This is a genomic window from Rothia sp. HMSC065C12 (assembly GCF_001812085.1).
GTDB lineage: Bacteria > Actinomycetota > Actinomycetes > Actinomycetales > Micrococcaceae > Rothia > Rothia mucilaginosa.
This window is the reverse complement of the sequence record NZ_KV807673.1, coordinates 15,540-27,759: the sequence shown is the minus strand read 5'-3', so window position 1 is coordinate 27,759 and position 12,220 is coordinate 15,540. Positions and strand designations below refer to the sequence as shown.

At 59.0% G+C, this 12,220-nt stretch carries 11 protein-coding genes; 2 read left to right on the top strand and 9 right to left on the bottom strand.

Annotation, left to right across the window (positions count from 1 at the left end):
* Positions 1–13 precede the first annotated feature (13 nt).
* The 9 genes from hpf to HMPREF2836_RS02480 all read right to left on the bottom strand — a co-directional run bounded on the left by hpf (position 14) and on the right by HMPREF2836_RS02480 (position 10,792).
* On the bottom strand, positions 14–655 hold the full coding sequence (gene hpf, locus HMPREF2836_RS02520; RefSeq protein WP_230457231.1) for a ribosome hibernation-promoting factor, HPF/YfiA family: 642 nt from the start codon (positions 653–655) through the stop codon (positions 14–16).
* 209 nt (positions 656–864) lie between these two features.
* Positions 865–1,743, bottom strand: coding sequence for a ComF family protein (locus tag HMPREF2836_RS02515; protein ID WP_246822803.1), 879 nt, complete (start codon positions 1,741–1,743; stop codon positions 865–867).
* Between the two features lie 40 nt (positions 1,744–1,783).
* Positions 1,784–3,490 carry an LpqB family beta-propeller domain-containing protein gene (locus tag HMPREF2836_RS02510; protein WP_005508567.1) on the bottom strand — a complete coding sequence of 569 codons (1,707 nt, stop codon included), beginning with the start codon at positions 3,488–3,490 and terminating at the stop codon, positions 1,784–1,786.
* 228 nt (positions 3,491–3,718) lie between these two features.
* Entirely contained in the window at positions 3,719–5,470 is a 1,752-nt protein-coding gene (gene mtrB / locus HMPREF2836_RS02505) for an MtrAB system histidine kinase MtrB (RefSeq protein ID WP_070615039.1), read from the bottom strand.
* A gap of 34 nt (positions 5,471–5,504) precedes the next feature.
* A complete protein-coding gene (mtrA, locus tag HMPREF2836_RS02500) occupies positions 5,505–6,206 on the bottom strand; it encodes an MtrAB system response regulator MtrA (protein ID WP_005505360.1) in 702 nt (233 codons plus the stop codon).
* Positions 6,207–6,261: 55 nt separating this feature from the next.
* Positions 6,262–7,569 carry a uroporphyrinogen decarboxylase/cobalamine-independent methonine synthase family protein gene (locus tag HMPREF2836_RS02495; protein ID WP_070629374.1) on the bottom strand — a complete coding sequence of 436 codons (1,308 nt, stop codon included), beginning with the start codon at positions 7,567–7,569 and terminating at the stop codon, positions 6,262–6,264.
* A gap of 67 nt (positions 7,570–7,636) precedes the next feature.
* Entirely contained in the window at positions 7,637–8,035 is a 399-nt protein-coding gene (locus HMPREF2836_RS02490; protein ID WP_049356519.1) for a chorismate mutase, read from the bottom strand.
* A 111-nt stretch (positions 8,036–8,146) separates the two neighbouring features.
* A complete protein-coding gene (gene mnmA / locus HMPREF2836_RS02485) occupies positions 8,147–9,349 on the bottom strand; it encodes a tRNA 2-thiouridine(34) synthase MnmA (protein WP_070615043.1) in 1,203 nt (400 codons plus the stop codon).
* Between the two features lie 195 nt (positions 9,350–9,544).
* Positions 9,545–10,792, bottom strand: a complete 1,248-nt coding sequence (locus HMPREF2836_RS02480; protein WP_070629373.1) for a cysteine desulfurase family protein — start codon at positions 10,790–10,792, stop codon at positions 9,545–9,547.
* Positions 10,793–10,951: 159 nt separating this feature from the next.
* Here HMPREF2836_RS02480 and HMPREF2836_RS02475 point away from each other — a divergent pair, with 159 nt between their 5' ends.
* Together HMPREF2836_RS02475 and HMPREF2836_RS02470 are read left to right on the top strand one after the other, a co-directional pair.
* Positions 10,952–11,419, top strand: a complete 468-nt coding sequence (locus HMPREF2836_RS02475; RefSeq protein ID WP_005508556.1) for a tRNA (cytidine(34)-2'-O)-methyltransferase — start codon at positions 10,952–10,954, stop codon at positions 11,417–11,419.
* Position 11,420: 1 nt separating this feature from the next.
* Complete coding sequence (locus tag HMPREF2836_RS02470; protein WP_070629372.1) at positions 11,421–12,068, top strand: uracil-DNA glycosylase family protein; 648 nt, start codon at positions 11,421–11,423, stop codon at positions 12,066–12,068.
* Positions 12,069–12,220: the final 152 nt, after the last annotated feature.

Genomic DNA, 12,220 nt, shown 5'->3' with positions numbered 1-12,220 from the left:
GGTACGTTAGTTTTTACTCGTTGTCCAGAGTAATAATGCCGTAGCTCCAGCCCTTACGACGGTATGCCGCAGCCGGTGCGCCGGTCTCGCTGTCAATGTACAGGTAGAAGTCGTGGCCGACCAGTTCCATACGGTCAACAGCTTCTGCGGGAGTCAGACGCTCACCCTTGAAGCTCTTGTGGCGAATCTCGATGGGAGATGCTGCCTCATCGGCGAGGGTGACCTCGCTGTTGTCGAATGCTGCTTCTTCCACCGGAACATCCGGCAGCAGAATCTCGGTAATTGCTTCGGTAACCACAGGAATCGATCCGGTAGCGTCCGCCACGGAGACGGGGTGCTTACCACCGCGCTTGTGCAGCTTGCGGCGATCACGTGCACGGCGCAGACGCTCCAGGAGCTTGCCGTAGGTTTCATCGAAGACCGCGAACTTGTCGTGACCCTGGGCTTCGGAACGGAGGACAGGACCGGTACCAACAACGGTAATCTCAACGCGGATGGACTCGCCACCCAGATGACCGTCCTTGCTGAACTTGACGTCGATGTCCTTCACGTTATCGCCGAGCTGAGCGAACTTCTGAACCTTGTCGCTCACGTATTCTTCCAGGCGTTCGGTGACCTTGATATTGCGGCCGTAGATGTTGACTTCCACGATCATTCCCTCCAGGTTGGGGGCTTATACCGCGTCCGGTTGGACCCGGTACGGGGGTTCGACTTCAATGCCGTTCCCTTGTATATATTTTAGTACGAAACATGTTTCATATCACTAGATATGACAAATATTTAGCGCAAATAATAGCTATTCGTCCGTCTGCGAACTTTATTCGCCAAAAATCGTGTATCTCTTGCAACTAACTACAAGAAACGCTATGTCTGAGCCTTTTTCGGTACCGCCGCCACAGCACACACGCCCAGCACCCGCGAACCGGATTCCTGTAGCACACGCACCATCTCAGAGGCGGTCGCACCGGTGGTCACCACATCATCACAAATAACGCTGATCCGATCCGCGCACAGGGCAGGCTCCATAACGCGCAAGGCACCGTGCATCCGCTCGGCACGACCCACAGCGCCCAGACTCTTCTGCTCATTCTTTGTCTCAGAGGCACCGAGGAGAAAAGCACCCACACGAGAAGATAGGGAGGCGCCGCTCCCCCGCCGGTTGCGAGGAACGTACCCGATAACGTCCACAGCGCGCACCCGCACCGAGGCAGGCAGACGCCGATTGAGCTGACGCGCCGCCTCCTGCACCAAAAGATTTGCCGGCGCATAGCCGCGGCGGCGCACGCTCTGGGCAGAGGACGGCGCCGGAACCAGCAGAACCTCAACCGGGACTGAAGAAGCAGACTCCGGCTGAAGCCCCTCCCGGTGAGCCCGAAGAAGCTCATACACGCTACGCGCCAAACCCTCTCCCAACAGGGGCAGCAGGTCGGTACGGCCCGCATTCTTCAACGCCAACAGGGCACGCGGCATGATCCCCTCATAACGGGATGCCGCACGCACCTCGGGAGCAGCCGCGCCATCAAGAGGCTGCAGAGCATATACTCGCTCCACCTTAGCCAACGCCGAACGCAACTGCGGCAAGCAAGCCTCACACAGTGGCGAGCCTGCCCCATAAGTGACCGGCACCGCACAGCACGGGCAAGTACGCGGCATCAGCACCTCGCCCAAAGACCCACCGGCACTCTTGAGAGCGCCAGCGAGCCCGGTCAGAGACCCGTTCAAACCACGCTGTTCTGAACTCACCGAAAGCAACCTTTCCGCGCGCTATACCCGGTACCCGAGGCTAACCGGCGTAACTAATCTCGTGCAGGGTCGTATCCAAACGAATCCAGCCGCGCTCCTCCATCAGATAGCACGAACCATCAGAACGGTGGGCAATAATATTCGACGTATTATCTGCGGTGGAAATGCTCATCACACCATCCAGACGGTCCAGCTTCGTCTCTTCACCGCTGAGGGAAATCACCTCAGACTCACCGTTCTTCACGTTCACCACCACGACGCTCTGGTCGCCAGCCCAACGGGCATTACGCGGAGTCACAGAAGAGCTCAGACGCACCATCTCCGTCAAGCGCAGAGGCTTACCTGCCTCATCACGCACAATACCGGAAATAATCACCGCCGACGCGCCCTCAGTAGCCGCTACAATCGCCATGCGCGCACCATCGTGCGAAACGTTCACGCTCGTAAAAATCAAATTACGCTGCCAGGACAAACCAATATCCACGCCGCGCTCACGCTCGTTCGCGTCCTCAGAATCCGGCTTGAACGCACGTACAACGCCCTCACCGTCAGCAGCCCACACCCAGCCGTACGCATCAAAACTAGGGGCAGTCAGAGCGGTACTCTGCCACACACGGCGGGCAGTACCCTGGTACACCGTGTACAGGCTCGCAGCATCATTCGCCAAACAAGCGAACACATCCGCAGAATAACCCATCGCCGGGGAGCTCAACTGGCTCACACCGCGCAGAAGCAGCTGCTCGCCCGCATTACTCATATAGTCATCGCGCGCCACCATCTGACCATTCGAGTTAATAGCAACCGTGCGGGCAGGAACACCCGGGTTCAGCTTCACAACCGAGAAACCGTTCGGTGAGCTCTCCGGAATCAAGGTTCCGTTATAGAACACCTCAGTCTTACCCAGACCGGAGAAGTTCTCCAAGCCGTGCATAATCTGCTCACGCACGCGCGCCAAACGGTTGTCGTCCAGCTGCTCGCCCGAAAGGCGAACCAGAACATCCTGGTTATCGCTCATGTTGGCGGTCTCAAGGCTCATCGACTCATTCAACGCCGAAAACGCGACATCCTTCAAATAGGACGCCGGACCAATCATCAGAGTACGCACCAGCAACTCAAAATAGCGATCCGTATGCGGGAACCAACGGATATCCGGAACAGCATAACGGAACGCACGATCGTAGAAATACAGGCGACACGGGCTAAACACACGCTCAAACTCAGTGCCATCCAGCCACAAGCCATCCGGGCAGGAGCTAATACGCCACTGGTTATCTTCCATGACCACGGTGAAATCCTGAGTCTCAGTCTGAGCCTCAGGGAAGGTACTCGTAATACCCTGACTATTCACGGTCGCAGTCTGCTGAAAACGCACATGGTACGTACCCTCAGCGTTTCCGCTATCATCACTACGCGGCTGCACCGTATTACGGTACACACGAGTCGTACCGTAGGGATTCCAACGGCCCGCAAAAGAAGAGCTCAAATACTGACGCGCCACAGCATAATTTTCGATACTATCCACGCCAGCACGCACGAAGCCCTCAATAATCGCCTCGGGGGTAGCGCCCGCCAGCGGTCCCGGCGCACGCGCCGGAGAAGTATTAACGCTCTTCACGTCCAGACCACTGCTGTGCTGAGTCACTCGGTCGTTCGAAGGAAGACCCGCGCAAGAGCTCATCAGCGTCGCCAAAGACACCGCGCACCAAGACAGCGCGGCGCGTCGAGAAACAATAGCCCTGTGAGACATGGAGGTCTTAACCTTCCTCTACGAACAAAGACAAACAATCACCAGCTACCACTGCAGGCCATCGCAGCGCGGCGAAAGAATCAACACAGCGAAATAGCAACACCGTGAAAATATATCTGCATTGATTGTACTGGGTAAACAGTGCAAATACGCAAGGATAAGTGCAAATACAACCGCACCGACCCCAATCCCCCGTTTCATGACAGGGACCAGGGCCCCGCGCCTCTTCTAGAGGTCGCCCCCAGCAGCCGTACGAGGAGCGATATTGGGCAGCGTATCCTTAGCCGTCGCCGAACGATGCGAGCTTGACTCAGGCTCACCCGTCACCAGAACCGGCGACTCACCCAACGGAGCGCCATGAACCAAGGGCAGGTTCACCGTGAAGCAAGCACCGCGGCCCTTCTCGCCCCACGCCTCAATCGTGCCACCGTGCAGACGCACATCCTCAGCAGCAATCGACAGACCCAGACCCGTACCGCCCAGGGTACGCTTACGCGAAGTATCAGCACGCCAGAAACGGTTGAACACCTGAACGGCTTCATCCTCAGACAAGCCGATACCGTGGTCGCGCACCGCAATACCCAGATTCGTGGCGTTTGCATCCACGTACACGTCAATCGGTCGGGATTCGCCGTGCTCAATCGCGTTGTACAGCAGGTTACGGAGCACACGCTCAATACGTATACGGTCCATATCCACCATGATGCTCTCATGGCTCGTATGCACGTTCAGCTTCGTATGCGTACGTTCCAGATGAGGCAGAGCCTCCTGCAAAATATTCGAGAGAACACGGATGAAGTCTTCCGTGTCAATGGTCAGCATTGCGCTACCAGCATCGAAGCGCGAAATCTCGAGCAGATCAGAAAGCATTGACTGGAAACGGTCCACCTGCTCATGCAGAAGCTCCACGCTACGGACCTGCATCGGGTTCATATTCTCACGCGAATCGTACAGCAGCTCAGTACCCAAACGCACCGTCGACAGCGGAGTGCGCAACTCATGAGAAACGTCAGATACGAAGCGCTGCTGCAAAGTCGACAGGCGCTCCAGCTGAACAATTTTCTCCTGCAGCGAGTCAGCCATCAGGTTGAAGGAATAGCCCAGACGCGCCGCCTGATGCTCACCGTGTACAGACACACGCTGATCCAGGTCGCCAGCAGCCAGCTTCTCCGCCGTAATAGCGGTCTGCGTAATCGGGCGGACCACAAAACGAGTCACAATCCACACCACAGAAAGCACCACAGTAAGCAGTGCACAGAAACCACCAAAAAGAACAAAGTTAATATGCGCAATCGTGGCGGAAGAATCCGTCATATCGTACACAAGGAACAAACCGTAATTAGGGTTCTGAGAAATAGAAATATGTGTACCAACGATAAGCACCGGATAGGTGCGCTCACGATTATTTTCGACAGTAGTCACCGTAGACGTCTGCCAGAAAATACCGTCCTTATCACGAACAGTTTTTTTAAAATCATTCGGAATACTCGAAGAATTCAAAGAATTATTACTGCTCTGCTCAGGAATAAAACCCTGCTTACCTTGACCTTCCAAAGGCACAAGAATCCAATTGCGCTTACCCGAGCTACCCGCGTCCAAGACGGTCAGGGTACGGCTCACATTACGACGAATCTCGCTGTCACTACGGGCTTCAGAGGAGTCCAGCACGCTCTGAACGTTGCGGAAACCACTCTCTGATTCCGCCAACGCCTGGCTCTTCTGATTCTCAAAAAGACTCGATGCAATCTGGCTCGACAAGGACCAACCCACCATCAAGAAGCTCAGGAACATCATGATGCCCGCGGTTCCCAGAGCACGGAACTGCAGAGATTCCTTCCACAGACGCTGAGCGCGCTGCATCAGGTTCCTACGCTGCTTCTGTGCCTTACGCGGCTTGGAAGTGCGGGTACGCGAAGAGGCGGAGGCTACCGCCTCCGCCGTCAAAGCGCCGTGCTCATGGCTCGACTTCGCAACAGACAATCAGGTTATCCCTTCGCCTATGAATAGGTTCCGATTAGCTACCGGAAGATCCCACCAGCTCGGTCGGAATCTTATAGCCAACGCCACGGACCGTCTGGATAAAACGATCCGCACCCAGCTCATCAAACTTAGCGCGCAAACGCTGGACGTGCACGTTTACCAGCGAATCGCTCACATCAGTGTAACCCCAGACCATGTCCAGCAGTTCCTGACGACTCAACGCCTGACCCGGGTGACGAACCAGCGCGGCCAACAGGTCAAACTCCAGAGGAGTCATTGGAACCTCAGTGCTGTGGTACTTGACGGTACGACCGTCCATATCCATGACAATATCGCCAATGGACACCACCAGCTGACGGCTCTCACGCGGACGCAAACGGGTACGAATACGCGCCAACAATTCAGCGTGCTTAAAAGGCTTAGCAATGTAATCATCAGCGCCAGCTTCAAGACCCTTAACAACATCTTCAGTGTCGCTTTTAGCGGTCAACATAATAATCGGCACATTAGAAGAACGGCGAATTTGCTGGCACACTTCAATACCGTTCATGCCAGGAAGCATCAAATCCAAAAGCACCAAATCGGGAGTGGAGCGCATAAAAGTTTCAAAAGCGCGGCTGCCATTTTCGCAGAAAACAGCGTTAAAGCCCTCTTGCGCGAGCACGAGGCCAATCATTTCCGCCAGAGCATCATCGTCATCAACCACCAAAATGGTGTGTGCGTCGCTTGCGCTCACAGTACCTCCCTAAAGAATTGTCGTAAATACTTACATAAAAAAGCTGATTCTCTAATCATACCGCGCACTCAGCCAATGCACGGGCACACTCTGTCACCCGCGCCAGCGAAGCCGTGGCATCCAGCATACTTACCGCGGCTGAAGTCATCCCAGCAGGCACGGAACCGCCCTGAATACGCTCATCAGGCATCAAACCCACCGCACTCAACTGCGTCGGCTCAAGACCAACCTCACGCCACAGGGTGTACAGGCGGCGCACCTGATCAGGGACCCGCGCAGAGGTCACCACCGGCAGCCACAGCTGGGCCTGCGCATCCAGAAGCTGCGCGACGGGCTCCCAGGAACGAGGGTCGCTCAGCGGCGGAACCTGCAGCGTGCCGGGCTCTTTGAGGCGGGCGCGATCAGGATGCAACAGCAAAGCGCAGGGAGCGCCGTCCTCAACACGCATCGCCTTCACAAGGGCCAATGCATCAAGGGCGGGGCGGGACTGGCTCAGCAGCTTCAGCTCCTGCACAGGCTTGAGCGCGGTGCCATCCACGTCCAGGATGAGCTGCAGATTCAGCTCGGCGAAACGCTCCGAGATACGGCGGTACACCTGCTGATAGTAGTGAGGTTGCAATGCCGGCAGGGAGCGGAAGCCACTCACCGTAGGGATGGCCCCCTCCAGCAGACGCTGAAATTCGGATTCATCCAGCTGCACGGCAATCAGCGCCCGCGGAGCTTGCAGAGCCTCGCGCAGAGAACCCATCCAGCGTTCCAGGCCTTCCAGGAACGACTCCAGCAGGTCACGGCTCGCCCCTGCATCACTAATGGCACGCTCGCCGCCGGGCAGATAGATACTGGCGGCAAGAGTCAGCGGACCGACCAGCTGAATCTTATACACCGCAGCGGAACCCTCAGCACTGGAAGTGAACCTCTTCTTCTGCGCACCCACACGGTCAGCGAGAAGATTGATATCCGAAAGCAGACGGTCCTGCGCCAAGGCAGACTCGCGTGCTCCCCTGCCGCCGCTATGCACCATGCGCCAGCCAAACGAGGCACCGTCAAAAGCAAGTCCCTCGCACACCGCCAGGGTGCGTGCCAGAGGAGTACTCCGCCAGCCCAGCGCCGGCAGATGCGGCAAGAACGGCAGGTGCGGGGCACCCAGCTCCCCTTCCACTCGAGACATTGCTTCGCCCAAATCATCGCCGGGAAAATCGCCCAGACCGCTGGCGCGCACCAGCGGACGCTCCGTAGCGAGCGCGGCGAGGTCCTGTTCGGTCAGTTCGTCCCCTTCGGGGGCACGGTACTCACCGGGCAGCAGCAGGCGCTCCGGCATCGGTTCAGTACGGACGTTCTGGCGGCTGGAAGATTGAGCGGGCATAGGAGTGTGTCCAGAGGGGTCAGATGGAGTGCAGGTTCAAACGCAATGATGCGAAAGTTGCGCGGTACTAGCCTTCGGAGTTCTCGGCTTCAGTTGCCTCGCCGTCCTGCTCAGCCTGCTCGTTTGCGATGCGCACGTGGTGGCGAATCACCTCAGAAATAATGAAGTTCAGGAACTTCTCCGCGAATTCCGGGTCCAGGCTGGATTCCTTCGCCATGGCACGCAGGCGAGCAATCTGTGCCTCTTCACGGCCAGGATCGCCAGCGGGCAGGTTGTGCTTAGCCTTCAGGACGCCCACGCGCTTGGTCGCCTGAAAACGCTCCGCGAGGATGTGCACCAGCGCTGCATCGAAGTTGTCGATGGAGCGGCGCATGGCGAAGAGCTCCTCGTAGACCTCCGGTGCGACTTCATCGCCCATGGAGGTGGCGTGGGGGTCAAATTCGCAGGAAGTGTTTTCGGGGGTCATCGGTTTCTCCTCGGATTGGTTGTGGTCTTCTATGCGGCTGCGGCTGCGGCAACGGGGCGGGAACAGCTGAGTGTGGCTATTCTGAGCGGCTAGTCGGCGCTGGTAGAGAAGCTAAGCGCCCAGGGTTTCCTGAATGTCTTCGCGGTCCAGCGAGTAGGCGCGGGCGATGGTGGACTGGCCCAGCACGCGGGTGCCCTGGTAGAGCACCATGGTCTGCCCCGGTGCCACACCGGAGAGCGGATCCAGGAGGCGCACTACGGTTTCCAGGCGCAGCGCGCCTTCTTCTTCAGCTTCGGGGTCGGGTGCCCAGGTCATGTACGCCTTGGCGCGGACCGGGTCGGCGTGCGCACGCACCTGTGCGGTCACCTCGAACTCTTCGCTGCGGGCGCCCAGCTGCGCGGGCTCTTCCAGGAAACGTGCCGCCTGTTCCACGGGGACACCCGCCCAGGTGGCGCGGATACCGCGGATTTCGTGCACGGCAAGTAGCTCGCGGGAGCCGACGATGACTTCATTTTCCTTGGGGCGCACCTCAAGCACGAAGCGAGGCTTGCCGTCGGCGGCGGGGCGGCCCAGCGCCAGGCCCTTACGCTGGCCTACGGTGTACGCCTGCGCGCCGGGGTGCTCGCCGAGCACCTCGCCGTGGGTGTCCTTGATGAGGCCGGGGCGCATTGTGATGTGGTCGCCCAGCCAGGCGCGGGTATCACCTTCGGGGATGAAGCAGATGTCGTAGGAGTCCGGCTTCTTCGCCACGGAGAAGCCGCGCTCTGCCGCCTCCGCACGCACCTGTGCCTTGGAGGGGGTATCCGCCAGGGGGAACCAGGCGTGCTTGAGCTGTTCGTGGGTGAGCACGCCGAGCACGTAGGACTGGTCCTTGGCCCAGTCGGCGGCGCGGTGCAGTTCGCGGTTACCGTCTTCGGTGGTGATGACGCGGGCGTAGTGGCCGGTCACTACGGCGTCGAAGCCGAGTGCGAGGGCGCGTTCGAGTAGCGCGGCGAACTTAATCTTTTCGTTGCAGCGCATGCAGGGGTTGGGGGTTCGTCCGGCTTCGTATTCGGAGATGAAGTCGTCGACAACGTCTTCCTTGAAGCGTTCGGAGAAGTCCCAGACGAAGAAGGGGATGCCCAGCTGGGAGCAGACGCGGCGGGCGTCCATGGAGTCTTCGAGGGTGCAGCAGCCGCGGGAGCCGGTGCGCAGGGTGCCGGGCATGCGGGATAGGGCTAGGTGAACGCCGACTACTTCGTGTCCTGCTTCTACGGCGCGGGCTGCGGCGACTGCGGAGTCAACGCCGCCACTCATAGCTGCAAGAATTTTCACTGCCTATCCTTCTGTTGTGTTGAGCTTCTAGGAACGTTCGGAGCGTGCCCTGTGTGCGGGCGGACTTTCCGTTACTGTAGCTACCCATTGTACGCAGGGGCTCGGCGGGATATTGGGCAGTGCACCCTCAGCCAGCCCTCAGCGAACGCTGAGATTGCAGGCTGAGGGCGGTTGGGTATCTTCTCTTCTGCTTTTCTAATGCCAGCGGGAGGCGTCCGGCAGCTGCGAGGACAGTCCCGCCTTTGCAGCCTGTTCGTAGGCGGCGGGTAGTGCCGCGATGAGGCGCGCAATATCGGCTCCGGTGGTGGAGTGGCCGAGGGTGAATCGCTGGGCGCTGCGGGCGGTGTCTTCGTCCATTCCCATTGCCATGAGCACGTGGGAGGGGCGGGTCACCCCGGCGTTGCAGGCGGAGCCGGTGGAGCTGCTGATACCCTGCATGTCCAGCACGAAGAGTAGGGTGTCACCTTCGGCGTTTTCGAAGGTGAAGTGGGCGTTGCCGGGCAGTCGCTTCTGTCCGGGGTATTCTTCGGTGAGCGGGTTTTCGCCGCTCAGGTGTGCCTGCGGGATAAGCGCGCTAATTGCCGCAACGAGTTCGTTGCGTAGCGCGGCGATGCGGACGGATTCTTCGGCGATGTGCTGTACCGAGTGCACAGCGGCCTCTGCGAAACCTGCGATGGCGGGCGCGTCGATGGTGCCGGAGCGTACGGAGCGTTCCTGACCGCCTCCGTGAAGCACGGGGGTCAGCTGCACGGCGCGGGTTGCTACCAGCGCGCCGATGCCCATGGGCCCACCGATTTTGTGGCCCGAGATTGCGAGGGTCGCTACCCCGCTGGCGTGGAAGTCGATAGGCACCGCGCCGAATGCCTGCACCGCGTCCGAGTGCACGGGAATACCGTATTCGGCGGCGATAGCGGCGATCTCGGGGATGGGTTGTACGGTACCGACCTCATTATTCGCCCACATGACGGTCACGAGCGCTACGTCTTCGGGGTTCTTTTCGATGAGTTCGCGGACGGTCTGCGGGTTGACGCTACCGTGCTTGTCTACGGGGATCCATTCGATCTGCGCGCCTTCTGCCTTTTCGAGCCATTCGCAGGTTTCTTCCACGGCGTGGTGCTCGATGGAGGAGACGAGAATTCGGGTGCGCTGCGGGTCTTCTTCGCGGCGCTTCCAGTAGATGCCCTTGACGGCGAGGTTGTCCGCTTCGGTGCCGCCGGAGGTGAAAATAACCTCGGCGGGGTCCGCTCCAACAGCGCGGGCGATGCGTTCGCGGGCGTATTCGACGGTGGCGCGGGCATCGCGTCCTACGGCGTGCAGGGAGGAGGGGTTGCCGCCGTTGCGCATCTGTTCGACCATGGCGTCGATGGCGGCGGGCAGTACGTCGGTGGTGGCGGCGTGGTCGAGGTAGACGCGGCCGTTCTGACGGGTGGTTTCTGCGCTCATGGTTCCTCCTGCTGGGTTGTTCGGCGGTTTTTCGCCTCGCTTATTTTATCGCGCTCTATCCGCGCTCTTCTAGGCGTGTTCATCTGCGGCTGGGTTGGCGAGCGCTACTGCCCCGGGACGCTCAATGCTGGTCGGGGGCTGCGCGGTACACTTAGGAACGTGTTCAAGATTCTTTTCTATACCCCTGAGATTCCGGGCAATACCGGCAATGCTATCCGTTTGGCGGCGATTACTGGCGCTGAGCTGCACCTCGTGAAGCCGCTGGGCTTTAACTTTGATGATGCGCATCTGCGCCGCGCGGGTCTGGATTATCACGACCTGGCGGTGGTGACGGTGCATGAGACCCTTGAGGATGCGTGGGAGGCTCTTGCCCCGGAGCGTGTTTTTGCGTTCACGACGACTGCTTCGACGTCCTATGCGGATATTGAGTACCGTCCCGGTGACGTGTTCATGTTCGGTCCGGAGTCGGTGGGTCTGCCCGCTGAGGTTCAGCAGGATCCGCATGTGACTGAGCGGGTGAAGATTCCGATGAAGCCGGGTCGCCGTTCGCTGAACCTGGCTAATTCTGCGTCCATTGCGATTTTTGAGGCGTGGCGTCAGAACGGTTTTGAGGGAGGCGCCATCTAGCATGGCTGCAGCACACCATAATCTGCCGGGGTCTCTGCTTCAGCAGATTCTGGAGACGCACCCTCCCCTGGCTGAGCAGATTCGTTTGGATTCGCAGAATAGGGAGTTCACGGAGCAGGGTTGGGAGCCGGTTTATTCGGCATCGCCTCATGCTCGTATTGTGGTGATTGGTCAGGCACCTGGGCGTGCCGCGCAGGAGAGCCGTATCCCGTGGAATGACCCGAGCGGCGTGAAGTTGCGCGAGTGGATGGGTGTGACGGATGAGCAGTTCTATGACCCCAACCTGATTTCGCTGTTGCCGATGGATTTTTACTACCCCGGTAAGGGCGCGCACGGTGATAACCCGCCGCGTAAGGATTTCGCGCCGAAGTGGCATCCGCAGCTTCTGGAGCTCATGCCGAACGTTCAGCTGATTCTGCTGGTGGGAGCTTACTCTCAGAAGCACTACCTGGATGGTGTGCACGCCCCAAAGTCGCAGAAGAACCTGACGGAGACGGTTCGTGCGTGGGAGTCTTATCTTCCTAAGTTTCTGCCGCTGGTGCATCCTTCGCCGCTAAATTTTAGGTGGCAGGCGAAGAACCCGTGGTTCGAGCAGGAGGTTGTCCCGGCTTTGCAGAAGCGCGTGGGTGAGGTTCTCGAGGGCCTCTAATTCTCCCATCATCTGCAACGCCAATACAGTTTGCTGTGCTAACGAAAGAAAGCTCCCACCCCGCGTATGGGGTGGGAGCTTTCTGTGTGTACGCCTTGTTGCGCTGTTGCTGAACGCGATAGTCAACTGAGCGGGTGTTTCGCAGCCGTATC

Excerpts from the sequence above, each read along its gene's own strand:
- HMPREF2836_RS02490 (WP_049356519.1), bottom strand. The coding sequence starts at position 8,035 with ATGACCCCCGAAAACACTTCCTGCGAATTTGACCCCCACGCCACCTCC.
- HMPREF2836_RS02510 (WP_005508567.1), bottom strand. The coding sequence starts at position 3,490 with ATGTCTCACAGGGCTATTGTTTCTCGACGCGCCGCGCTGTCTTGGTGC.
- HMPREF2836_RS02470 (WP_070629372.1), top strand. The coding sequence starts at position 11,421 with ATGGCTGCAGCACACCATAATCTGCCGGGGTCTCTGCTTCAGCAGATT.
- HMPREF2836_RS02495 (WP_070629374.1), bottom strand. The coding sequence starts at position 7,569 with ATGCCCGCTCAATCTTCCAGCCGCCAGAACGTCCGTACTGAACCGATG.
- HMPREF2836_RS02480 (WP_070629373.1), bottom strand. The coding sequence starts at position 10,792 with ATGAGCGCAGAAACCACCCGTCAGAACGGCCGCGTCTACCTCGACCAC.
- hpf (WP_230457231.1), bottom strand. The coding sequence starts at position 655 with ATGATCGTGGAAGTCAACATCTACGGCCGCAATATCAAGGTCACCGAA.